General features: G+C 45.9%; 22 protein-coding genes. 8 read left to right on the forward strand and 14 right to left on the reverse strand.

What is annotated here, in order from left to right; genetic code table 11:
- The first annotated feature begins 191 nt into the window (after positions 1 to 191).
- Together FXV75_RS10255 and FXV75_RS10260 are read left to right on the forward strand one after the other, a co-directional pair.
- A complete protein-coding gene (locus FXV75_RS10255; protein ID WP_148833126.1) occupies positions 192 to 1,220 on the forward strand; it encodes a TAXI family TRAP transporter solute-binding subunit in 1,029 nt (342 codons plus the stop codon).
- Positions 1,221 to 1,315: 95 nt separating this feature from the next.
- Positions 1,316 to 3,442 (forward strand): TRAP transporter permease, encoded by a 2,127-nt coding sequence (locus FXV75_RS10260; protein WP_148833128.1) that lies wholly within the window; start codon positions 1,316 to 1,318, stop codon positions 3,440 to 3,442.
- A 96-nt stretch (positions 3,443 to 3,538) separates the two neighbouring features.
- On the opposite strand, the gene sohB is transcribed toward FXV75_RS10260, so the two are convergent.
- Positions 3,539 to 4,579 carry a protease SohB gene (gene sohB / locus FXV75_RS10265; RefSeq protein ID WP_148833131.1) on the reverse strand — a complete coding sequence of 347 codons (1,041 nt, stop codon included), beginning with the start codon at positions 4,577 to 4,579 and terminating at the stop codon, positions 3,539 to 3,541.
- A gap of 249 nt (positions 4,580 to 4,828) precedes the next feature.
- Between sohB and nhaB the strand changes: the two genes are divergently transcribed.
- Entirely contained in the window at positions 4,829 to 6,331 is a 1,503-nt protein-coding gene (gene nhaB, locus FXV75_RS10270; RefSeq protein WP_148833132.1) for a sodium/proton antiporter NhaB, read from the forward strand.
- 100 nt (positions 6,332 to 6,431) lie between these two features.
- Here nhaB and dnaQ read toward each other — a convergent pair whose 3' ends face one another.
- The 3 genes from dnaQ to FXV75_RS10285 are packed head-to-tail and all read right to left on the reverse strand — an operon-like array spanning position 6,432 to position 8,358.
- Positions 6,432 to 7,160: a DNA polymerase III subunit epsilon gene (gene dnaQ, locus FXV75_RS10275; protein WP_148833134.1), complete on the reverse strand. Its 729-nt coding sequence runs from the start codon at positions 7,158 to 7,160 to the stop codon at positions 6,432 to 6,434.
- A 5-nt stretch (positions 7,161 to 7,165) separates the two neighbouring features.
- Positions 7,166 to 7,609: a ribonuclease HI gene (rnhA, locus tag FXV75_RS10280; RefSeq protein ID WP_222863120.1), complete on the reverse strand. Its 444-nt coding sequence runs from the start codon at positions 7,607 to 7,609 to the stop codon at positions 7,166 to 7,168.
- Positions 7,606 to 8,358, reverse strand: coding sequence for a class I SAM-dependent methyltransferase (locus tag FXV75_RS10285; protein WP_148833136.1), 753 nt, complete (start codon positions 8,356 to 8,358; stop codon positions 7,606 to 7,608). The genes rnhA and FXV75_RS10285 overlap by 4 nt, the downstream gene beginning before the upstream one ends.
- Before the next feature lie 92 nt (positions 8,359 to 8,450).
- Between FXV75_RS10285 and gloB the strand changes: the two genes are divergently transcribed.
- Both gloB and FXV75_RS10295 read left to right on the forward strand, forming a co-directional pair.
- On the forward strand, positions 8,451 to 9,239 hold the full coding sequence (gene gloB, locus FXV75_RS10290) for a hydroxyacylglutathione hydrolase (RefSeq protein WP_148833138.1): 789 nt from the start codon (positions 8,451 to 8,453) through the stop codon (positions 9,237 to 9,239).
- A gap of 54 nt (positions 9,240 to 9,293) precedes the next feature.
- Complete coding sequence (locus FXV75_RS10295) at positions 9,294 to 10,973, forward strand: LysM peptidoglycan-binding domain-containing protein (RefSeq protein WP_148833139.1); 1,680 nt, start codon at positions 9,294 to 9,296, stop codon at positions 10,971 to 10,973.
- Positions 10,974 to 11,088: 115 nt separating this feature from the next.
- Here the strand turns inward: FXV75_RS10295 and FXV75_RS10300 are convergent, their stop codons facing one another.
- From FXV75_RS10300 to FXV75_RS10315, 4 genes are all read right to left on the reverse strand, one after another.
- The gene (locus tag FXV75_RS10300) at positions 11,089 to 11,379 is read right to left on the reverse strand and encodes a pyrimidine/purine nucleoside phosphorylase (protein ID WP_148833141.1); all 291 of its coding nucleotides are present in this window, start codon (positions 11,377 to 11,379) and stop codon (positions 11,089 to 11,091) included.
- Positions 11,380 to 11,433: 54 nt separating this feature from the next.
- Entirely contained in the window at positions 11,434 to 12,321 is an 888-nt protein-coding gene (gcvA, locus tag FXV75_RS10305; protein WP_316247115.1) for a transcriptional regulator GcvA, read from the reverse strand.
- Between the two features lie 131 nt (positions 12,322 to 12,452).
- Positions 12,453 to 13,826 carry a DEAD/DEAH box helicase gene (locus FXV75_RS10310; protein ID WP_148833145.1) on the reverse strand — a complete coding sequence of 458 codons (1,374 nt, stop codon included), beginning with the start codon at positions 13,824 to 13,826 and terminating at the stop codon, positions 12,453 to 12,455.
- 86 nt (positions 13,827 to 13,912) lie between these two features.
- Entirely contained in the window at positions 13,913 to 14,449 is a 537-nt protein-coding gene (locus FXV75_RS10315) for a DUF1285 domain-containing protein (RefSeq protein WP_148833147.1), read from the reverse strand.
- A gap of 198 nt (positions 14,450 to 14,647) precedes the next feature.
- Here FXV75_RS10315 and FXV75_RS10320 point away from each other — a divergent pair, with 198 nt between their 5' ends.
- The gene (locus tag FXV75_RS10320; protein ID WP_148833148.1) at positions 14,648 to 15,613 is read left to right on the forward strand and encodes a methylenetetrahydrofolate reductase; all 966 of its coding nucleotides are present in this window, start codon (positions 14,648 to 14,650) and stop codon (positions 15,611 to 15,613) included.
- A 35-nt stretch (positions 15,614 to 15,648) separates the two neighbouring features.
- Here the strand turns inward: FXV75_RS10320 and FXV75_RS10325 are convergent, their stop codons facing one another.
- Positions 15,649 to 16,671 carry a glycosyltransferase family 9 protein gene (locus tag FXV75_RS10325; RefSeq protein ID WP_262368527.1) on the reverse strand — a complete coding sequence of 341 codons (1,023 nt, stop codon included), beginning with the start codon at positions 16,669 to 16,671 and terminating at the stop codon, positions 15,649 to 15,651.
- Positions 16,672 to 16,803: 132 nt separating this feature from the next.
- Between FXV75_RS10325 and FXV75_RS10330 the strand changes: the two genes are divergently transcribed.
- Both FXV75_RS10330 and FXV75_RS10335 read left to right on the forward strand, forming a co-directional pair.
- Entirely contained in the window at positions 16,804 to 17,514 is a 711-nt protein-coding gene (locus tag FXV75_RS10330) for a 3-deoxy-D-manno-octulosonic acid kinase (RefSeq protein WP_148833150.1), read from the forward strand.
- Positions 17,507 to 18,430: a lysophospholipid acyltransferase family protein gene (locus tag FXV75_RS10335; RefSeq protein WP_148833152.1), complete on the forward strand. Its 924-nt coding sequence runs from the start codon at positions 17,507 to 17,509 to the stop codon at positions 18,428 to 18,430. The genes FXV75_RS10330 and FXV75_RS10335 overlap by 8 nt, the downstream gene beginning before the upstream one ends.
- Before the next feature lie 44 nt (positions 18,431 to 18,474).
- Here the strand turns inward: FXV75_RS10335 and FXV75_RS10340 are convergent, their stop codons facing one another.
- The 5 genes from FXV75_RS10340 to ylqF all read right to left on the reverse strand — a co-directional run bounded on the left by FXV75_RS10340 (position 18,475) and on the right by ylqF (position 24,154).
- Positions 18,475 to 19,473 carry an LLM class flavin-dependent oxidoreductase gene (locus FXV75_RS10340; protein WP_148833154.1) on the reverse strand — a complete coding sequence of 333 codons (999 nt, stop codon included), beginning with the start codon at positions 19,471 to 19,473 and terminating at the stop codon, positions 18,475 to 18,477.
- A 6-nt stretch (positions 19,474 to 19,479) separates the two neighbouring features.
- Complete coding sequence (locus FXV75_RS10345; RefSeq protein WP_148833156.1) at positions 19,480 to 21,843, reverse strand: fatty acid cis/trans isomerase; 2,364 nt, start codon at positions 21,841 to 21,843, stop codon at positions 19,480 to 19,482.
- A 224-nt stretch (positions 21,844 to 22,067) separates the two neighbouring features.
- Positions 22,068 to 22,667: a hypothetical protein gene (locus FXV75_RS10350; RefSeq protein WP_148833158.1), complete on the reverse strand. Its 600-nt coding sequence runs from the start codon at positions 22,665 to 22,667 to the stop codon at positions 22,068 to 22,070.
- A 102-nt stretch (positions 22,668 to 22,769) separates the two neighbouring features.
- Entirely contained in the window at positions 22,770 to 23,150 is a 381-nt protein-coding gene (locus FXV75_RS10355; RefSeq protein ID WP_148833160.1) for a YacL family protein, read from the reverse strand.
- Positions 23,151 to 23,161: 11 nt separating this feature from the next.
- The gene (gene ylqF, locus FXV75_RS10360) at positions 23,162 to 24,154 is read right to left on the reverse strand and encodes a ribosome biogenesis GTPase YlqF (RefSeq protein ID WP_148833162.1); all 993 of its coding nucleotides are present in this window, start codon (positions 24,152 to 24,154) and stop codon (positions 23,162 to 23,164) included.
- Positions 24,155 to 24,418 lie beyond the last annotated feature (264 nt).

Genomic DNA, 24,418 nt, shown 5'->3' on the forward strand with positions numbered 1-24,418 from the left:
AAGCTAATTCTTGCCGACGAACAACCCCCAACTTTAAGCAATAAATTGCGCATAGCAGAATACCCCAGAGTGATGCACTCCACCTTAATGTGAAAAAATATACAAAACACATATAAATCATATAGATAGAAAACTGGCATGAAAATCGCTATGAGTTAAACAGTTAACCCCATCAATAGGAGAAAAATAATATGAAATTGGGATTTGTCACTAAAGCTATTTTATCTACCGCGACGGCCGCTGCTATTACCTTATCAGCAACCGGTGTTAGCGCTGCAGACAATCGAAACTACATTCTCGCTACGGCATCAACAGGGGGAACTTACTACCCTGTGGGTGTAGCGATTGCGACCTTAAGTAAAGTCAAACTTGAGCCAAAATTTGGTTTGTCTGTGTCTGCTATTAGCTCTGCAGGCTCTGGCGAAAACATCAAACTTTTGCGTGAAAACCAAGCACAATTTGCCATTTTGCAAGGTCTGTATGGCGCATGGGCGTGGGACGGCGAAGGTCCGTTTGAAACGTCTGGCAAGCAAACCGAGCTGCGTTCCGTCTCTATGTTATGGCAAAACGTTGAGCATTTTGTGCTTAAAACGGATCTTGCCACAACTGGCACTGTCGCCGATCTAAAAGCACTTGAAGGTACAAATAACAAGTTCTCTATTGGTACTAAAAACTCTGGAACAGAAGGATCGGGTCGACAGCAGCTTAAAGGCTTAAACATCGACCCGGATAAATTTGCCTTAGCTTACATGGGTTACGGCGCCAGCGCAGATGCTATGCAAAACGGCAACATTGAAGGCATGAATACACCAGCAGGTGTTCCTGTTAGTGCGGTCACCAGACTGTATGCGTCCATGGGCGACAAGGTAAAAGTATTGGATTTCACCGACGAACAAATTAAAGAAGCTAATGGCTCTTACGATTTGTGGACTCGCTACGTGATTCCAGCCAACACTTATCCAGGTCAAACCAAAGACATCAATACTGTGGCGCAGCCTAACTTCCTCGCTTCTCGCGCGGATTTGTCCGACGATGATGTCTACGAGTTAACCAAGTCATTGTATGAGAATTTGACCTACTTAAGCGCCATTCACAAAGCAACCTCTGTCATGTCTATTGAAAAAGCCATTGCCGGTTTGCCTGTTCCCTTGCATCCGGGTGCTGCGCGTTATTACCGCGAACGTGGCATTAGCATTCCTGCTCGCCTAATCGCAAAATAAGGTCAGTAATGTGTGTTCACGCCGTACATTCGTACGGCGTCTTTGCTTAGCCTTTGCCTCAACTCGCTTTTTGAATACTTAAGGGTAGCTTGTCTATGACTGCTTCAACACAACAACCAGACGAATCTCAAGACATTAATCTCGACGATTTTGAAACCAAACACCGCTCTGGACTTTGGCTAAATCGCCTTGTTTTTAGCCTTTCGATATTTTTGGCACTGGCGCATATTTACATCAATACAATAGCGACCCTGCCTGAACTGTGGGTGTCCGCGTTCCATTTTGCCGGTTTCGGTATCTTGTGTGCCTTACTGATTCCAGCGAACCCTAAATGGCGTGAAAGCAAAATTGCTTTGTTTTGCGATGGGGTTATTGTATTGGCTCTGATCGCCATGGTGCTTTACATCATCTTTTTCGAAGACGCCCTGTATGCCCGCGGCGTTACCTTTAATACCGCCGATTGGATTGTATCCAGCGTCACCGTATTATTGTCACTGGAACTGATTCGCCGCACCAGCGGGTGGTTTATTCCTTTTTTAATTGTCATTGCACTCACGTACGTTGTGCTCTGGGGTAGCTGGCTTGGGGGAATGTTCAACTTTCCAGGCTTGAGTGTTGAAACCTTGTTATACCGCAGTTTTTTTAGCACAGACGGCATGTTTGGCTCTATCTCGCGTATTTCATGGAGCTTTGTCTTCATGTTTATCTTGTTTGGCGCCTTTTTAGTCAAATCTGGCGCAGGGGATTTCATCATCGATTTGTCTCGTTCTTTGGCGAGCAAAATGATCGGCGGCCCTGGATTTGTCGCTGTACTCGGCTCTGGCCTCATGGGCTCGGTGTCTGGTTCATCGGTCGCCAATACGGTCTCTACCGGCGTCATTACTATTCCCTTGATGCGCCGCGCGGGGTTCCCTGCTCGTTTCGCGGCTGGGGTCGAAGCCGCCGCATCCACTGGCGGACAGTTAATGCCACCGGTGATGGGCGCTGGCGCTTTTATTATGGCGTCTTACACTCAAGTCTCCTACGTGACGATTATCAGTGTCGCCGCGATTCCTGCACTTTTATATTTCTTATCGGTTGGCTTCTTTGTCCGCGTGGAAGCCAAACGCAGCCGTGTCATCGCGACTGAAAGTGATGACGCCGTAAACGTCTCGCAAGTGTTAAAGCAGGGCTGGCATCATATCGTTCCCCTCGGTGTATTGGTCACTTTATTGATTCAAGGTTTCACCCCTACCTATGCCGCTGGTATAAGCATCATTGCCGTTATCTGTGCGTCGTTTTTATCCAAAAAACACCGTATGGGTCCTGCTGAAATTTTAGATGCGATGGCCCAAGGGGCGAAGAACATGTCTACCACGGCCGTACTTCTGGTCGGTATCGGGCTTGTTGTGAATGTGATCAGCACAACCGGTGTAGGCAATACCTTTTCATTGCTCATCACCAACTGGGCGGGCGGCAGCCTATTCTTCACTATTATCTTGGTCGCAATTGCGTCGTTAATTTTAGGCATGGGATTACCTGTCACGGCGTCGTATATCGTGTTAGGCACATTATCAGCTCCTGCACTGTTCAACTTAATTGCCGAAAGCCAATTGCTTGACATGATGTCAGCGGGCAACTTGCCAGAAGCCGCCAGTGCTATTTTTATGCTGGTTGACCCTTCGGCCATGGCGGCTTTAGCTCAGGGTATGCCGATGGAGCAAGCCGAGGCTTTACTAGCGCAAGTGCCAAACGACTTCAAAAGCATGCTGATGGACCAAGCGCTAGGGGCACAAAGCGTTGCCATGATTTTGGTCACCGCTCATATGATCATTTTCTGGCTGTCACAGGACAGCAACGTAACACCGCCTGTGTGTTTAACCGCTTTTGCCGCTGCCGCCATTGCCAAAACACCACCAATGCGTACCGGTATGACGGCATGGAAACTGGCCAAAGGCTTGTACATAGTGCCTTTGCTCATGGCGTACACGCCTCTGATTGGTGGAGACACCGAAACACTGATACGACTTTCTTTCTTTGCTATTTTTGGCATGTATGCCCTAGTTGGTGCTATGGAAGGGTATCTTGAGGACAAAGTTTCCATTGTACCTCGTGCTCTCTTACTGATAGCTGCGTTGATGATGCTGTGGCCAAACCTTGATTTATGGATTGAATGCCTTGGGTTAGCCGCTTTCTTGTTGATCTTTATAATGGGCAAAAATTCTTACAAGAAAACACTCTAATATTGCGCTAAATAATAGCCAACAAAAAGGGCGGCCATTGAAAATGGCCGCCCTTTTTAATCACATGAAAACGACTAAGCGTCTTTCACCATCACATCAGTAACCACGAGTTTGAGTCACTTTACCTATCCAAGACACCGCTTTATGCTCTAACGCTGAGAAAAACGACAAGCCCAAACGTTCCGCCATTCCTTTTGGTTGCTTATAGGCAATATGAATAACATCGGCCTCGGCATAGTGCGACACCAAATACGCATCACTGGTCATCACCTCATCCACCAGCTTATTTTCCAGCGCTTCTGAGCCATACCAAGTATCGCCAGTGGCAATCTCCTCGATGTTTAATTGAGGGCGCTGTCCTGAAACAAAACGCTTAAATAAACCGTGGGTATCTTCCAGATCTTGCTTGAATTTCTCTCGCCCCTCGTCGGTGTTTTCGCCCAACATGGTCAGTGTGCGTTTATAACGACCTGCTGTATGAAGCTCAACATCAATCAAACTTTTATCCAGTAATCTGTGCACGTTCGGTATTTGAGCTACCACACCAATCGAGCCCAAAATCGCAAACGGCGCTGCAATGATTTTATTGGCGACACACGCCATCATATACCCCCCGCTGGCCGCGACTTTATCCACACAAATAGTCAAAGGGATATTGGCTTCGCGAATACGTTGTAACTGCGACGAGGCTAATCCGTAGCTGTGTACCATGCCACCACCACTTTCCAGACGTACAACAACCTCATCTTGTGACCTTGCGACACTCAGAACAGCGGTAATTTCTTCACGCATTGTTTCCACCGCAGAAGCCTTAATATCGCCATCGAAATCCAATACATACAAACGTTTTTTCGTTGATTCTTCGTTGACTTTATAAGCTTTTTTCTGTGTCTTTTTCTCCAACTTTTGTTGTTTCTTTTTTTCTTTTTCAATCTGCTTTAAGACTTTTTTGTCTAATAATTGATGGTCTAACTCCGCCTTCATCGCCTCATAGGTTTCATTTAATTTAGTCACGGACAAACTGCCTGGCTGAGACTTTCGTTTGCCACTTGCTATTACAGCCAAAAGAAACGCGATCACTAACGCCACACTGAGCAACCTTAATAAAAAACCGGCATAATCTGTTAAAAATTCCAACGTTTAATTCCTCTGTTTAATCATACTGTGTTGCTATATTGGGCTAAGTGACCAAAAAGCAATGTGATTTTATTACAATCCTCTATAGATACTCAGATTCATTTACCTTATTATCTGCACACTTTTAATTCTTCCTTACAAAAGCAAAGCGAAAGAGCTAACAAGATTTCTTTGATTCGTGTATCCACACAGAGACATCTTGTTAATTTTTTCGCACCTTGTCGTGCCTTTTTCCAAAAGGAGAAATAAATGAAGCCCTCTCTTGCGCAAGCATTTGGCAAAAACTTTCTTGGCGCCTCACCGCTTTGGTACAAACAAGTCATCTTAGCTTTCTTAATTATTAATCCGATTGTACTCGTGGTGTTTGGGCCTTTTGTTGCCGGCTGGCTGCTTATTATTGAATTTATTTTCACCCTTGCGATGGCTCTAAAGTGCTATCCATTACAACCAGGTGGATTACTGGCAATCGAAGCGGTTGTGCTTGGGCTCACATCACCAGAAGGAGTTTATACTGAAGTCTCTCACAATATCGAAGTGATCTTGCTGTTGATGTTCATGGTGGCCGGTATCTATTTCATGAAAGACATGCTGCTGTTTATCTTTAATAAGCTGTTGGTGAAAGTACAATCTAAAATTGTCATTTCTTTGATTTTCAGTTTATCGGCGGCGTTACTGTCGGCTTTTTTAGACGCTTTAACCGTCACCGCTGTACTGATCAGTGTTGGGGTCGGCTTTTATTCGGTGTATCACAAAGCCGCTTCAGGACAGAGTTCCAATAAAAACCATGACCACGGTAAAGACGACTCCATTTTGCCTGTCAACGCGGAAGACCTTAACGAATTCCGTTCTTTTTTGCGCGACTTACTTATGCATGGCGCCGTAGGAACCGCGCTTGGTGGGGTTGCTACCCTGGTTGGCGAACCTCAAAATTTATTGATTGCTAAAGTGGCTGGTTGGGATTTTATCGAGTTTTTCCTAAACGTAGCTCCTGTCTCTATGCCCGTATTGGCCTTTGGTTTACTCACGGTGGTCGTGTTAGAAAAAACCGCTTGGTTTGATTACGGCGCCCAACTTCCGGATACCGTTCGCGATATTTTGAATAATTTCGAAAAAGAAGAAAATCAAAAACACACCAATAAAAACAAAGCGCAGTTAATTGTTCAGGGCATTGTAGCGGTCCTTTTGGTATTCTCTCTTGCTTTTCATGTTGCTGAAGTGGGTTTAGTCGGCCTCATGGTCATTGTTCTTCTCACCGCGTTTAACGGCATTATTGAAGAACACAGAATTGGACATGCGTTTGAAGAATCCCTGCCTTTTACCGCGCTTTTAGTGGTGTTTTTCACGGTTGTATCCGTCATCCATGAACAACACCTTTTCCAGCCGGTGATCAATCTTGTGTTTAGTATGCCAGTCGAACACCAGCCTATTGTCCTGTTCATTGCCAATGGCGTTTTGTCTGCCATCAGTGACAACGTGTTTGTGGCAACCGTATACATTAACGAAATAAAAGCCGCTCTGGATTCAGGTCTTATTACCCGTGAGCATTTTGATGTGTTGGCCGTCGCGGTCAATACCGGTACGAATTTACCGAGCGTCGCGACACCAAATGGCCAAGCCGCTTTCTTGTTTTTACTCACGTCGGCCATTGCGCCTTTATTGCGATTGTCCTACGGAAAAATGGTTTGGATGGCCCTGCCTTACACCATTGTGTTAAGTATTGTTGGTGGCGTTTGCGTAAAGTATTTTCTATAAACCAGAGCTGACCGCTAGACTGAAAAAGATAAAAAGCCCTCTGCAATTGAGGGCTTTTTTGGCTCAAAGACGGTGTAAAAACCACCACGCCTATTGCTCTTTAGGAAGGTATTTTTAAACGCCACAAAGATTGGCCGGATTTTTTATCGATTAAATCCAAACGCGCTTCATGGGCTTTCAATTCTTCTTCACTGGCTCGAATGACTTTCAACATAGGGCGGTCAGTCGATAAGCGACGAATACTTTCTACACCGCCCTCTTCTTTGGAATCTGAATCGGCATTATTGGCCAACCCTAAACTGGTTTGTCCACCCGTCATTAACAAATACACATCAGCCAGAATCTCAGAATCTAACAAGGCGCCATGAAGCTCACGGTGAGAGTTATCAATACCGTATCGCTTACACAAAATATCCAAGTTATTTTTCTGACCTGGGTGCTTTTTTCGCGCGTACACCAAGCTGTCAAACACGCTACAAACTTCTGCTGTTTTGGGAAAACCACCAAGACGAGCAAATTCGTGGTCCATAAAGCCAATATCAAACGGCGCGTTATGAATGATCAGTTCTGCGCCCTTGATAAAGTCAAAGAATTCTTGCGCGATTTCATGAAACCTCGGTTTATCCGACAAAAATTCATTACTGATCCCGTGTACCCGAAACGCTTCTTCTTCTACTTCGCGGTCTGGATTGATGTAGACATGAAAATGCCGCTTGGTCAGCTTTCGACCGATCATTTCAACACAACCAATCTCAATGATTCGGTGGCCTTGTTTGGGGTCTAAGCCTGTCGTTTCTGTGTCAAGAATAACTTTACGGTCAGTAGCCATTTGTCTCATGAAGCGGATCTCAATTCATCAATACCCTGATTGGCCAGTTGATCGGCGATCTCATTGCCTTCTATACCGGCATGACCCTTAACCCATTTCCAAGTGACTTCATGATGCTGACACTGCTCATCGAGCGCTTGCCAAAGGTCTTTATTTTTGACCGGTTGCTTAGACGCTGTCATCCAGCCCTTTCGCTTCCAGCCCACTAGCCACTCGGTAATGCCTTTTTGAACATAAGATGAATCCGTATAAAGCGTAACCTCACACTTTTCCTTCAACACGCGCAAGCCTGCAATCGCGCCCATTAATTCCATACGGTTATTGGTTGTATCGTGCTCTCCGCCGCATAGGCGTTTTTCATGTTCGCCAAACGCCAACCACGCCCCCCAACCGCCAATTCCAGGATTGCCTTTACAAGCACCGTCTGTATACATTATGACCTTTTTCACTCTTTCATCTCTTTTGCTGTAGGTTTTGATAAGGGCGGCACTCTAACACGAGCCCCGGACCAACGAGGTTTTAATGGAATAAAACGCTTCACCTGCTTCGTTACCGTCATCACGTAAATACCACTGAACGGCAACTTCAACGGCTTTAACATTGTATCAACCCACGAAAAGCGTCCCAACCACTTACCACTTTGCAAGGGCGGTTCATAGAACATAAAACGCTTTGTTTCTAACGTTAGCCCCGCCACTTTAAGCCAATCTTCTAACCGCTGGTGGGCAATAAAATGACCGCACCAAGGCGCCTTACCACGTTGTTTAAAAAGCGTGGCAAACAATCGACAAAAACCCCACAAACTCAATGGATTAAATCCAATAATAACCAATTTACCACTGGGCAATAACGTTCTTGCCGCTTCTCGAAGGTCATCGTGCGGTGTGGCTGAAATATCGAGCGTGTGATGAAAAACATGTACATCCACGCCATCGGCTTCAAAAGGCAATTCACTGGCTCTGGCCACCACGGTATTAGCCGGCGCACCAAATTCTAATACCGGTGCAACAAGTATGCTTTCGCGCAAGCGATGCTCGTTTAAAGTAAAGTCTTTTAGTGGCGACTGGGCAACAAGATAATAACCAACGGCTGGATCCAGCTCTTTGGTAATTTCTGCCAGTTCAAGTTGCAATAGGGTCTCACCCAGTTCACTTTTATACCAATTCTGAAAAAATTGTCTTGATTGATCATCCAACATACAATGCAGTCTCTATGTAAAACGGTATGACAGTGTCTTGAATGTGTATCGATGCGCCATACCCCCCACTTATAACGTAAAGTAGACAATATATGACTGTTTTTCCGCTTCCTGCTTTTCAAGACAATTATATCTGGATCATCAAAGATAAAGATAGTTCCGGTATCTGGGCGGTTGATCCAGGGGACGCCAATATTGTACTCAACTATTGCCAAGAGCATGACAAACACCTTGAAGGGATTCTTATTACCCATCATCACAAAGATCATACAGGTGGTATCGCTGCCTTAAAACAACAGTCATCTTGTGCTGTCTACGGACCTAAACACCTCACTGATCTCGTCACACACCCTGTTGATGACGGCGACAGAGTAACTGTGTATTCTCGTGTTTTTCATGTTATTGCCACACCAGGTCATACTCTTGATCATTTGTGTTATTTCAATGACACCCACCCCTCACCCTCTTCTCGTCCATGGCTGTTTTGTGGCGATACCTTATTCCGCGGTGGCTGTGGTCGTATTATGGAAGGCACGCCAGAACTGATGTTGGCAGCAATGAACAAAATAGCCAGCTTACCTGACAACACACAAATCTATGGCACTCACGAGTACACTCTCGCTAATTATCGTTTTGCCCTGTCTTTGGAGCCGGACAACACAGCCCTTATTGACGCCATTGAAATGTGCAAAATATTACGGGCCAACCAACAACCCACGCTACCGACCGAGCTGCGTGTAGAAAAAAACACCAACCCTTTTTTACGCACCCACATAGTGGCCTTAAAAAACCAAGCAGCCCAACAACTTAACGAAACACCAGCGAACCATGTCGTTGCGGCGTTCAGTCAAGTAAGGCGTGCAAAAGATATTTTTAGTTGACCTCTTCAGCTACACCCTTAAAATGTTTGAACTTTACTCAATTTTGTGACCTAGATGACTTATAAATTTTTTTGGATTTGCCTCGTTAGCCTGTTTCTCAGTGCGTGTCAGACCACCTCTACTATTGAAAACCACAATGCAGCTGACCTTATCGAGCTCCCAGAAGACAGTGAAGCCGTCATTCTAGAGACAGACAGCCTTGAATCAGACAGCGAGCAGATCGGCTTTATTGACACGGTTCCCACCGTACAGTCGAATATCAACGAGACAATTGAGCCCAGTTCAAACCCTGTAAATGAGCCAATCGTGGCAAACATGCCCCCTCTTCCACCGGAAGACTTATGGGTTAGAATACGTGCCGGTTATCAATTAGATTTGGACATAGATCGCCCACGCTTGTCTTCTCAAGTTCGCTGGTTCAGCACACATCCTTCGTACCTAGACAGAGTATCAAAACGCGGCGAACGTTATTTGTATTACATCGTTGGGGAGTTAGAAAAAGCCGGTATTCCGACTGAAATCGCTCTCTTACCGATTGTTGAAAGTGGCTTCGACCCTTTCGGTTACAGTCATGGCCGTGCCTCTGGGCCTTGGCAATTCATCCCCTCAACAGGCCAAATTTATGGACTCGATCAAACGTGGTGGTACGATGGTCGCCGAGATATTATTGGGTCTACCCAGGCCGCTGTTGCTTATCTAACACGACTTCACAAAATGTTCGACGGCAATTGGCTGCATGCCCTTGCGTCTTACAATTCAGGAGAAGGCACCGTAATGCGTGCCATCCGAAAAAATAAAAAAGCCGGTTTACCAACCGATTTTTGGTCTTTGGATCTGCCCAAAGAAACCCGCGCCTATGTTCCTAAACTGATTGCGTTAGCAAAAATCATAAAAAATCCTGAGCAATACAATTACACGACTCATTTTATTGCGAACAAACCTTATTTTGACGTGATCAACATAGGCGGACAAATCGACCTAGCACAAGCCGCTGATATGGCGGAGGTCAGTATTGATGAAGTGTATTTACTTAACCCTGGTTTCAATCAATGGGCTACGTCTCCAGATGGCCCACATCGATTGCTCATGCCAGTTTCAAAAGCAAAGCAGTTCCGTACCAAACTTGCTGAAATCCCCGCCAAAGAGCGTGTCACTTGGGTCCGTTACACCGTAAAAGCAGGAGACAACTTATTGCTGGTTGCTAAGCAACACAACACCACAGTCAATGTCCTTCAAGATGTCAATAAAATCTCTTCGACCATGATACGTGTGGGCCAAGAATTGATGATCCCTGTGGCTGGTAACAAGATAGAAAGCTACACCCTCAGCTCGCACCAGCGTTTGTTGGCAAAGCAGTCTCGAGCACCAACAAGCAATCGCATGAAAATCAACTACACAGTCAGCCCAGGTGACAGCCTCTGGTTAATTGCCAACAAATATGACACCGACAGCAAAACACTGGCGCGTTGGAATAACATGGGACTAGGTGACCCCTTGATTCCGGGAAAAAAACTGGTCGTCTGGCTTCAACAAAAACAAGCTAAAAACAGCACTCGAAGTGTGATGAAAAAAGTCGTTTACACCATACGTTCAGGGGAATCACTTGCTGTGGTGGCCAATAAGTTTAAAGTTTCACTAAACGACATAAAGGACTGGAACCCGAAAGTCAGCAGTCAAAAATACGTTCAACCCGGCGACAAAGTCACTCTACTAGTGAATGTGGTAGGCGGCTAACCGACTCGGTTAAATACACATTACTGACAAATATCTAAACTAAAAAAGCTGACAGAAGCAGCTTTTTTAGTTTCTTTTTTCTATCTTCTTTTACAGACTTACACCATCTGATCCATCATTCGTAACGACATAAATAAGCCGTTGTTTCAGCCACCTTCACATGAAAACGTTGATTCGCTTCCACAATAAACATCTCACCCTTTGCAAAGGTGCTCCAGTCACTGTCGTTGGGTAATTTCACCGTCAGCGCGCCCGACACAACCGTCATGTACTCGCGCTGAGACGTCCCAAACTCATAGTCTCCAACGGCCATCACACCCACAGTGGAGGTGCCTTCTGCATTGTCCAAAGCGATGGACTTTACTTGATCATTAAAATAACTGTTTACCGTTAACCCTGCGCTCATATAACACTCTCACTGTAGGAAAAATACGTCTTAAATAGACACTGTAAAATACAATCAGTCCGTTTTATTGCCAACCATTTCTTCAATAATCCATTCTTTAAACGCCGACATCGCCGAGGTAACGGAACGGCGCTTCTCATACACCAAATAAAATGAACGGTTAGTAATGAGATGCTGGTCAAATAATACCACTAAACTGCCGGCTTCTATTTCTGGCATCACCAACTCAGGGTCAGTCAAAGAAATCCCCAAGCCTTGCGCTGCTGCACCGGCGGTTAAAGAACCGCTAGAAAACATCAACCCACGACGAAATAAAGTCGGATCAAGATCATGCTGCTGCAACCAGTCATGCCATTCATCTTTGCGCTTTGTCACGTGCAACAAAGGGTAAAAACGCATGTCTTCAGGCGTATTGATCGGCTGATTGGCTTTAATAAGTTTTGGGTTGCATACCGGCGCCAAGCGCGCTGGGCGCAAATAATGCGCCTCTACGCCATCCCAATCACCGCTGCCAAAGTACACCGCCATGTCAACATCATTAGCCGAAAAGTCGATCAGACCGGTTGAAGAACTGATTTCTATCTGAATATCAGGATAGCGCTCTTGAAAGCGCTCCATTCTCGGCATCAGCCAACGCGTAAGAAAGGCGGGGGCAACAGCCAAACGCAACGAACCCGATTTTTGCTGGCTTTTGAGCTCTGACGTAGCATTCTCCAGTTGTTCAAAAATGCTTCGTATGGGCTTTAAATAAGATACCCCCGCTTCCGTTAAAATCACTTTTCGCTTAGTACGTCGAAATAATTCAAGGCCAAGAAAGCTCTCTAAGCCTTTAATTTGATGGCTGATAGCCGAGGGGGTAACCGACAGCTCCTGAGCGGCCTTATTGAAACTGCCATGTCGCGCGGCCGATTCAAAACATTTCAATGAATTTAAGGGGGGCAAACGATTAATAAGCTCATCTCCAATCAGATAAGAAAGTCTAACCAGTATGGGGAATACGACTCGCCTGTCAATGGCTGATCACGCATCGTCCGCGGCTAAGAATTCGAGCAAGGAAGCGGCGTAATCCGCGTTTAACGGGATTCGTCTTCATCACCTAAATCCGGTTTCACACTGTGCTCCATTCCCATTCCCATTCGCTTCGGTGGTAATTTAAACGCATCAAAACCATCTTTTTGTTCACTATCATGAAAACGCGCTTTACCTGATGATTTTTTAGGCGCTTTTTTCGGCATTTTAGTGCGATCTTTTACAGCATTTTTAGATTGGATGGCGCGCGCGGGTTTGGCGGGTTGAAGCCCTTTAAATTTTGCTTCTAAACCTTCGATTGCTTCAATCGAAAAAGTTTTTTGCAAAAAGACCTCAATGGCTTTGAAGTTCAACCAGTCTTTGGGTCCGACGAGTGAATAGGCATCGCCCTTAAAACCAGCACGCCCCGTACGCCCTGTGCGGTGCACAAACTCTTCCGCTTGTTTGGGTAAATCAAAATTAAATACGTGCGACACGCTGGCGATGTCTAACCCTCTCGAAGCGACATCGGTGCTCACCAGCACTTCAAATTGCCCTTTGGCAAAACTCTCCATGGTTTTATTACGGGCACTTTGCGATAAGTTGCCATTCAGTGCCTGAGTCGTTAAACCCCATTCAGCAATAAGATCAGACAAGCGAACGGTATCGGCTTTCGTGGCGGTAAAGATAATCGCTTGTTTGATGGTCTGACCCAACAACACATGCTTCAACAGCGCTTCCTTGTGATCCAAGTGATCACACAATAAAACGTGCTGAGCAATGTCGGTGTGCTCATCAAAGCCTTGACCAACCGCAATGCGTGACGGCTCTTTCAAGAGTTCATTAGCAATCTCGCTCACATCGGTATTGTCTAAGGTAGCCGAAAAAAACAAGGTTTGACGCTGGCGGTGACTGGCAGCGGCATTGATGGCACGCATGGCTTCTGCAAAGCCTAAGTCCAACATGCGATCAGCTTCGTCTAAAATCAACAACTCTAAACCTTCAAGAAACACATGACGCTGCTTTAAATGGTCCACTAAACGCCCTGGCGTCGCGACAATAAAATGCGGGTCTTTTTGCAGCTGCTTATGCTGGTCATTAAAGTTTTCACCCCCTTGGATCAAAATAGAAGTGAAACGACTGGCAGCCAATAACAAACGCAACTGGCCAAAAACCTGCTTAGCAAGCTCCCGTGTGGGCACTAAAATCACCACCCGAGGATCACGTTTCGACAAGGCTTTTTTCTTGTACACTCGATGCAAGGCAGGCAAGAGATAAGCCAATGTTTTTCCAGAACCTGTTTTTGAAGACGCCAATAGATCACGGCCAGCCATAGCTTCAGGAATGGCACGTGCCTGAATGTCCGTGGCGTCATTGAACCCCAAGTGACCAATAGACGTTAAAATACGATTATCAAAACCAAATTCTTCAAATAACAAACAAATACCCCTTCCAGACTAAAATAGGATGCACACAAAGCAATGCATTTAATTCAAACATTATACCCTAGACAAGCCGATTTACTTTACTCATCTTTCATTAAAAGATAGGGTTTTCCATGACTTATTAGCCCCATTCCATGGCCTTCAGGCGTGTCGACTGAGTGTAAATTCTCCGCCAGTGCATAAAACACATTTCGTGACAGCAACGCCTTCATACCATAGCGCATTGACACATAAGGCCGCTCTTCTTTTCCGAAGCTGGCCATCCAGATATCACAGTCTTTACCCAAGAGCAGCACATCATCAGTGGACGTTGTCAGTTCAAGCGTTAGACCACCCTCCGTATCACGCCACTGCCAATGAATCACCAGAAACGGGGCATCTTCTACTTGAATACGTACTTTCTCAACCGGCGTAACTAGGAAATACTCATGACCTTCTTTCCATAATATTCGACTAAATAAGGTCACCATGGATGGACGTTTTATTTTTCCGCCTTCGTGAATCCAATCGCCGTTCGCTTTAATCACCATGTCCATGTCACCACAAAAAGGCGGCGACCATTGATGCACAGGCGGCAGTGTGGACACTTTAACGTCAGACAATCCCTTTAAATTCATATTGACTGTTCACCTTCTTTTATAAGTCTATGGACACGCGGTATTTCGTCGGCTAATTAGATCGCCTCACACCATCTACAATAATATTCAACTTGCATCTACAGCCTTGAGTATCATTCACTGTTAGAATCCCTACATCAAACAGCATCACAGAGTGTCAACGTCTTTATGAACGCTCTTTATTTAATAGTGGACAATATGAAATCAGAATTAGCAACTAAGTTTCAAGACCCTAGTCGTGGTGTGTATTTTATCGGTACCACTCCACCCAAGTCGTCTTTAGAAGAAGAGCAGCTTGAACAAATCAGTGAAAAGCTGCTCGATCGACTCAGCAATATCGACGTTGATGGTCTCATCGTGTACGACATCCAAGACGAAACCAGCCGCATCGATAAACCTCGCCCTTTTCCTTTTATGGAGACACACGATCCGCGAGCATGGTCAAAACGCCTACACGAAGCATCTGGCAAACCGGTTATCACCTATAAATCTGTCTCTTCTCGTAGCTCGGAAGCGTTCTCTGGCTGGTTGTCACAAGCCTGGGAAGAGTACGGCATTCGTGATTTGGTCTTAGTCGGCTCACCCTCTTCAAATGGCGACATTAAACTCCCCTTGCCAGAAGCCTATAAAACCCTAAAAGCCTGCCCTCATGATTTTAACCTTGGCGGTGTGACCATTGCTGAGCGCCACGCGAAAAAAGGCGATGAGCATGAACGTCTAACGAAAAAATCGGCCGCAGGCTGTGAATTTTTCATTTCCCAAGCCGTTTACAACCACCAAGCTACCGCAGACCTTATTAGCCGTTACGCAAGAGCGTGCAAAGAACAAGGCACCGCGCCTAAACGCATTATTTTGACGTTCACGCCGTGTGGCAGCGCCAAAACACTTGAATTCATGGAATGGTTAGGGATCTCTGTGCCGGACGCAACTAAACATCGCATTCTTGATGCTAAGGCGCCCTTAAAAGAGTCGATTAAAATTTGTCGTAACGCACTGGAACAAATCATCGAAACGGCCTTGCCGCTTGGTGTGCCACTCGGTTTAAACATTGAAAGCTTAACCAACCGAAAAGAAGAAATCGATGCCTCCATTCGGTTATACAAGTTACTTAAAGCCACGCTGGATTTAAAATTAGCCGAGCACGCTTTGATCAGTAACGCCTAGTATCAAGAACAAAGGGCCGTGTGTTCAAAATCTTATTAAATCAATGTCTCCAGCATAGATAACACATCCTCGATTGCAATCGCCTGCATGGCTTTTGGGTCATGGACGGTTGTGGCCCAAGGCAAATCGTTAATGGGTTTGCCGTACTCCTTTTCAGCCAGTCTCTTATACACACTCACCACATGTTGCAAATCTTGATAGGGTCCGGTGCGCTCTGGGTTAGACAAAGCATACAAGCCCAATACGGGCGTACCGACCAAGGTGGCAATATGGGCGGGCCCTGTGTCGGGGCTCACCACCAAGTGCGCATCTTGAATAAGACGACACATAGCTTCTACCGATGTTTTACCGACCAAATTCACTACACCCTGTATTTCTTTTTCAATCTGCTGTGAAAAATGCCTTTCTAATTCAGACGGACCGCCCGTCAAAACAGGCGTATAACCTTTCTCTAACAGACGCATCACCACGGCGCGATTGCCTTCAAGTGTCCAATTTTTCTCAATTTTAGAGCCACATGGATTCACCACAACATACGGACGCGGTACACCAAAAGACGGCTCAGGTAAATTTAACAAGCAAGGAAAACGAACCTCGGTTACCCCCAGCACACTGGCAATGGACAAAAACGAATCCAATACATGCACTCCTCTTGGCTCTGGCGCTCGCTCAGTCACAAACCAATGCTGTTTTTCACGAGATCGAGACAACGAAAAACCAATGCGACGTTTGGCTTTTACCATTCGCATCAACACACTCGATCGAGACGACCATTGCAAGTGCAACAACACATCAAAGGTAATGTGTTTAAGCGCGGCACGCAGGGCAAACATACCCGTAAACCCCGTCTTCTTGTCGTATTCAATCACTTCTACGCCTTCGACCATGCGCACTAATTTGGCTTCTAAAGGCGCGGTAATCCATGTCACTTTCGCGTTGGGATAACGTCTCATCATGGCCTGCACAACCGCAACGGCATGACAAACGTCACCCAGAGCAGACAATCGAACGACGGCGATGTGCTGAATAGTCTCTTGTTGCACCTTCTGTTGCTGCATAGATTCCTCAAGGGCTGTTTATACTTGGCAAGTATTATAGAATAGTCACTTTAAGAAGTGTGTCTTTAACAAGGTGATATCTCACCTAAAAAAGCAAAAGCTACCCTAAAAGCCCTAACGTAAGCGAGCACTATGCCACAGACCATCACGCTATCACCCAATACTCAGCTGATAAAGAGCGATGTTACTTTACCAGTCACAGACGCTTGGTTTGAACCTGGCTTCTGGCAAGCACAAAACGCACTTTCTGGCACAGGCAACGGACGTGGCGCAGTGTGGTTTATTCACAATGAACTGGGAGATTTTGTGATTCGGCGCTATCATCGTGGCGGCTTGATCGCCAAATTCAATAAAGCGCTTTTTTTATATACTGGGCTTAAAAGCACGCGCCCGTGGCTTGAACTTCATTTATTAGAAAAAATGCGTGCGCTCAATTTACCCGTCCCACGACCCATAGCTGGACTGATAACCACCCACAATGGCTTTTATCGTAGCGCTTTGATCACCGAGACCATTGCTAATGCCAGCGATCTTTTTGAGATGATTAAAGCAGGCAAAAGCCACACCCTAGATTGGAACAATATTGGCCACGTTATCAAACGCTTTCACGATCATGGGATTTATCATTCAGACCTAAATTGCCATAACATCATGGTTGATCAGCTCAATACTGTGTGGGTGATTGATTTTGACAAGTGCGAACAGCGCCCCATTAACCCAATATGGCAACAAAACAACCTTGACCGACTCAAACGCTCACTCAACAAAGAATCCGAAAAACAGGCTTCATTTACGGTGACTGACACGCAATGGAATCACTTTCTGGAAGGCTACCGTGGCTAAAACAACCCTCAACAAAAACATAACGCACTTTTTAAAACCAAAGCACTGGCCAACCTGGTTTGCCATGGGAATAGCCTACGGGCTGAGTTTTTTGCCTTGGGCACTACAGCAAAGAATGGGCAAATATCTGGGTCGTCTGCTGTATCGTCTGACCGCCCGACGCAGGCACATTTGCGATGTAAATTTAAATATTTGTTACCCTAAAATGACCAAAGAAGAACGTAAAAACCTCACAAAAGCCCACTTTGAAAGCATGGGAAAAGGCGTATTTGAGATGTTCAGTACGTGGTTTCAAGACAGAAACAAAACCGCTTCAAAAGTCCGTTTTCACAATCAAGACGTCGTAGAAAAAGCGCTCGCCAAGGGCAACGGCTGCATTATTGTTGGTGCTCACTTTTCGTCCATTGATATGTGTGGCACACACATGGCGCGATTCATCGACGTACACCCTATTTATAAACTGCAACGTAACCCCGTAATGAATTGGATTATGGAGCGCCAACGCCAAGCCATTTTTTCCAAAACCATTGAACGCAGTAACGTAAGAGAAGTACTCAAGTCACTCAAACAAAACAAAGCGGTTTGGTACGCTGTTGACCAAGATTATGGTCGAAGAAATTCGGTGTTTGCGCCTTTTTTTGGCAGACAATGTGCCACTATTTCTCACGTGAGTCGGCTTGCTAAAAACACCAATGCTGCTATTTTACTCTATGACTATGGACGCACTGACAATGGCTACTTTTTATCGCTGACAGCCTTGGAAAACTACCCAACTGGTGATGAAATACAAGATGCTACCTTGATAAACCAGTTAATTGAAAAACAAATCAATACTAAAAAAGAACAGTACTTCTGGTCACATCGACGCTTTAAGACTCAAGAGAACGATAACGCGCCTTCGCCATACGATCGCTAACACAGATAAAAACGCCATAGACACACAGTCATGGCGTGGCGTAATTAACACCCGTCTCGAACATTCGCCATTAAACGTAGCGAGGTAAGCCTTGCCGCTGCATCATGGATAGGCATTGATACAATTAACTCATCAACCTGTGATAGCCGAAGAAACCGCTCTAATTGAAGTGCTACCGAGGTTTTCGAGCCTACCACCGCATACTGCAGCATGTGCTCTACCATGTGTTTTTCACTTGGCGACCAAACCCCTTCCATACTGTGAACCGGTTTGGCAAAAGGAAGATTGCGGCCACGGCGCAAATTCACAAATTGTTGCTGAGCAGAAGTAAACAAATAGCGCGCTTCGTCGTCAGTCTCTGCCACCACAGCCATAATGCCTGCCATCGTATGCGCCTTCGCACCACGCTCAGACGCTTTAAAATTCCGACGGTACACGGTGAGCGCCTGTATTAGCTGATCTGGAGCAAAATGAGAAGCAAAAGAATAAGGCAAACCAAGCTCCGCCGCGACCTGCGCACTGTATAAACTCGAGCCTAATAACCAAATGGGCACATGAGTATTGCACCCTGGCACCGCCATCACACCTTGCCCCTGTTCATGGTCACCAAGTAGAGCTTGCAAAGCCAACACATCATCAGGGTAACTGTCCACCGACGCATCCATATTGCGCCGTAGGGCACGCGCGGTTTGCACGTCTGTCCCAGGCGCTCGGCCTAACCCTAAATCAATACGATTAGGGTACAATTCGGCCAAGGTGCCAAATTGCTCGGCGATCACCAAAGGAGAATGATTCGGCAGCATAACGCCGCCTGAGCCAAGACGAATTTTAGACGTTACCGCGCCCAAATGCGACAGCACCACCGACGTCGCTGAACTGGCCACTCCCATCATGCCATGGTGCTCAGCCAACCAAAAGCGTGCATAACCATTCGCCTCTGCCGCGATGGCCATTTTGCGGCTTGTGGCTAAAGAATCAGCCACCGTAAACCCATCCGACACCGGCGCGAGATCTAAAATGGAAAAAGGAACCGTATTTTTCATTTGCTCTTACCTATTTTCAAGACGATTGTAATCCAAAATGCCACTCTCTCTTGGACGATCTATTGTATTTAAGTTTCTTATGGCGTCACTGACAAACCAGAAATTAGGATGGGTTCTGCGAACACCAAAGCTGTCGAGTAACGCTGAATAATCGTCCGATGTAGCCAAACTCGCCACCTGATTCGCCCAATCCACTAACTCACTTTCTTCGACTTGCATCAGCCCATTAGGGTAATCACCCAGTACACCTTTCACCAAGGTCACCCCGTCCTCTTTCGGTAAACGCGCCCCTTCTTCGTCTAACAGGCTCGATATGTTGGCGTGCGCTTTGTGGTGAATCAGACTCACAACCTCAAGTGGAACGCCCTGTTGCGTGACTAATACCGTCGACACATTTGGCAGAAACGACAAGCCTCCGCCACGTACCGCTTGCAATTTATATAAGGCCTCACGTTGACGCAAAGACAGCTTACTCTGCTCTAAGTCGTAACCATGATTCAATACGCCAGCAAGCCTTTCCCGCAGTTTTTCATACAACTCAGACTGACGATCGCCACTGGTGTATTCAACTTGTGACTGCCGATTCACTTTAATGTAGTCATCAAAAATATAGTTTTTGATCGTTTGGCTCACATCGCGATACCAAAATGCACGGATCGACTCCCGGTCTTCTTTTGGTAATAGCAGCAGGAAATTCATCTCGCCTTCCATGCGCAAAAAATCCATATACAAACGCGTCACCAATTGGTGCCCCACGTTGCCATACACATCGAAACCCGCCACCAGCAAATAATGAATACGCTCTAATAACGGGTAATCAATCACCCACGCCGTTTTAGGGTATTGACCCACCATGCCCTGCACGACAGAAGCGTTGTCAAAATGTCGAAAAATGGTCAGCGCGGCATTTTTATTCTCGCCATCGCCGTCCCAAATAACACTGAGATCCAAGGGTAACCGGCTCCCCACGTCCCCTTCAATTAAAGCGGCTTTGGCCGATAAATACGACTTTTGCTGCTCAGAAAAACCAACCCATGACGCCAGCGGCAAGGTGTTACTTGACCCAATAGCGGGCAAGTCTAAGTTTTGTACTTGATCTTCTAGGTAATCGGCTGACCCCTTGTTGTACGCCACATCTGGGTCAATAAAATACACCCAAAACTGCTCGTTAATCACATTCACCGCTACCTGACCACGACAAACAGGCCCTTTGATAAAAGACATAATGGTGTTTTGTGAATGATCGAGTAGAAAGCGGTAACGAGCACGTGCCGGTATGTCTCGAAAAGCTTTAAAAGGGTTGGTTGCCACATCTATGTCATAACCTGGAGACTGTGTCACATCAAATTGAGTTTCATAAAAAATGGACTGCCAACGGGCGTAACGGGCGTCGTCTAATGTCATTGGAATGTGGTTTTTTTGCACTTTCACTTCAGCGTCAGGCAACAGACGGTAATAAACACGATCAACCCCTGGGTCATCATAAGGACGACGTGTCGCAATGCGCGCCACCGGCTCACCAGGTGGCGTGGCAGAACGCACCAACTGGAAACGGAATGCTTCGTGGTCGTCGAGTATCGCGTCATCCAAATACAAGCTATACAAATACAAATGTTCGTAAATGTAACGGGCAATCAATTGGTTTTTTAAATCTTCACCGTTTAATCGAGATTCCCAAACAGACACCTGCTGTTGCAACGCTGCTGGCAATGGGGCAGCGACAGGCATTTTTCCCCCTTTGGCCAACCAACGCGTTAAGACATCAAACTCCTTCGAGTCCAACGCAGGAAGACCATAAGGCATGCCCCACTTTGGAAACGTTTTTTCAAAATCTTGATATTCTTCGATGCTGGCGCACTGCTGCTCCCTCGCTAGGGAAAAGTCATAATCATCCGACAATACCGGTTGAGTAAAAGCGCCTTGATTCGCTCGTAAGGCAATCGCTCGATACAATACACTGCCTTGAAGATTGACCGCGGGCGACTGCTCACGTTCGTTTAACACCGGATGAAAGCCCTTAGCTCGCCACTCATCCGTACTGTTCGCATCGATAAATAAACGCGATGGAGACGACGCCAATAAACGCGTGCCATCGTACACTAGATCTTTAGAACCGCCGCGTTCAATACCGCTGGGCGCCGTTAATTTCAGCTGACAAGGCGCATCATAACAAGCGTGACAAGAGACGCAGCGCGTATCGAGAATAGGCTTCACCTGCTCATTGTAAAACGCGGTTTCTTCGGGTGATACCTCACTGACTCGATTAACTGGGTCTTGCGAGCCAAAGACGGTATCCAACTGATGAGTGGCGTACGCGGCACATCCAGAGACCAATACAAAGAGGCAAAAAAGGGGAAACCAACGAGACATACAAACATCCTCTTTATATTTCGTTTAAGAAACGACAATCTCATCCATAGGGTTAAAAAAACAAACGTAATCGACTAAAAATGCAAAAAAACACACAAAAGTCGTACAAAAACCTCAAACTAAACCCAAAAATACACTAAACAAACACACTGACAGGCCTCAATAAAAAAACGCCCGTTGAGGCGTTTTAAAATCGGTCTGTCTTAACCAGCAAACCAAGACGTTTATTTGTCGTCTTCGATGCCATCATCAGGATAATCTTCTGATAACTCGTATGCATCGTCACCCATGTCATCGTTTGCCAACAACAAGGCCTCTTCGTAAGCACCACCGAATTCAATGCGCGTAATATCATACAAATCGTATTCAAAGGTTTCATCAAACCAGCGAGCATCAGAGCCAATTTCTTCCAGCTCATAAATCACCGCATCGGTCCTAATCACACGACCAATCTCGCAGCTGTCAGGATCAACTTCTTCGCGGTGCAATGTCACCAAGCCAAATTCTTCGCTGATGTCAATCAGCAACACCGCCAAATCGTCTAACTCAACTTCAGGGTCTAATACTTCTTCACCACGTAACGCCAGCACTCTTTTCTGGAAATCATTAAAGGGAGCAGGATGCACAAAATCACTAATATCCTCTAAGAAAAGGATTTGATAGCCATTAAGACGCACATTATCATCCACTAATTGGAGCAACACCATTTCTTCATTGGCGGCAATAATAAAGCCATCCATCCAACTCTCTGGTCCATCCAACTCTTCACGAAAGATTCGGACAACATTGTTTCGAGTACGGGCTTTTTCCAATTCGATGAGCATATGGGCTCCCTAAAAAAACATCAAAATAATAATGTACAAGTGTAAACCCAGCCAGCGTTGGGAACAACTGCCTAGCCAGTTTAAACGGTCACGACAAGAGTACTAATACAATACGTTATGCCAGTTTTCAATCATATTAATCAGGTCTTCTAAACCACATTCTGCCTGAATACCATCGGTCGAAGTTTGATAAAAACTGTCCTGACTATCAAACATGGCTTTGATTTCTTCTTCGGCCGAATCCAAATCGATTTGTCGCGACACAGACACGCCCTCTTCACTGAGAATAACCTCAAATGGACCATGTTTAAATTCAGTGGTTTCTTTGTCTTTCTCTGCCAATCGGGCCGCCATCAACACACGCTGAATGCTTTCTAAATCGCGCACGTATTCTGAGACCCACTCACCAATCGCGGCGAACTCATAACCGGTGTAAATGCGGTATTGATTGTCGTCCTGATCAAACGCTATTTCATAATCCATGACCGTGAACCTCACTGTTTATCATCTGTGCTCTCATTATTGCTTTCCGCCTGCGCTTGACGATACGCTACGTTACTGGCCTGCTGTCGTTGCGGCACCGCTGCCGCTAATCTTGCCAAACGCGCGGCTTCTTTTTTCGCTTTTGCGTCTTCTACTCTGCGCTCTTCTTCTGCGATCATGTCTGGTGTTTCCATCACATAAGGCCCAATTGCACCGGTTCTTACGTCACTCAAGAACACTTCAGCGGCTTTGTGCATATCGACTTTGCCACCGGACCTCAGCGCGCCACGTTTCGAACCAATAATTTTCAGCACGTCGTAGGGATCGGAAGAAATGTCTTTTAATTTGTAACGGGTTGTCAGCGCCTCCAGATAATCAGCGAGGAAGAACTTTAATCCCGCCAAGGCCACGTCCTCATAATCGATGGCGGTATCTCGAACCGCCCCCGTAACCGCCAAACGATAGCTGGCATCGGGGTTTTCAATTTTAGGCCATAAAATCCCCGGGGTATCTAAAATCTGAAACCCATTGGTGACTTTCAATTTTTGTTGTGACTTGGTCACCGCCGGCTCATTGCCGACTTTCGCAACACGCTTGCCAAGCAAGGCATTCATCAAACTGGATTTGCCCACGTTAGGAATACCGGCAATCATGGCACGAATCGGCTTTTCAGCGCTGCCTCGGTGCGGCACCATCTGGCTCACCCACTGACTTATTTTAGATACATCGGCTTTGTCTAGCGTTGAAAACGGGTGCGCTAAAATCGACTTGTTCCCATTCCAGTGTGCCAACCATAAATCCAGACGAGCCTTGTCTGCGAGGTCTTTTTTATTCAACAAGCGCAACACCGGCACATCGCCACGTAATGTCGTTAACATAGGGTTTTGACTGGAATCGGGAATGCGGGCATCCAACACTTCAATCACAATATCAACTTGCGTCATGACTTCTTCGATTTCTCGACGCGCTTTATTCATGTGCCCTGGATACCACTGAACGCTCAACCTAACTCCCCTTTATTACCAAGTCTTTTTCGGTGGCGAATACTACCACAAGTTACTTTAAGAAAGAGAAAATACTCATCTATCTTGCAAAGGCATTTGGAAACACTAAAAGCACCGCTGACAGCGACTAATCTGATCCAAATCAAGGAAAGCCATCGCAAACACTTTATACTCATCTACTCCAGAGTCAGTAATGTTAGGGTCTGCACCAAGCCTTACTGACGTACCTGGTGGATCTCTCGATCAGGGTCAAGGGTGTCTAGA

It is taken from the genome of Marinomonas sp. IMCC 4694, from assembly GCF_008122525.1.
Taxonomy (GTDB): Bacteria; Pseudomonadota; Gammaproteobacteria; order Pseudomonadales; family Marinomonadaceae; genus Marinomonas.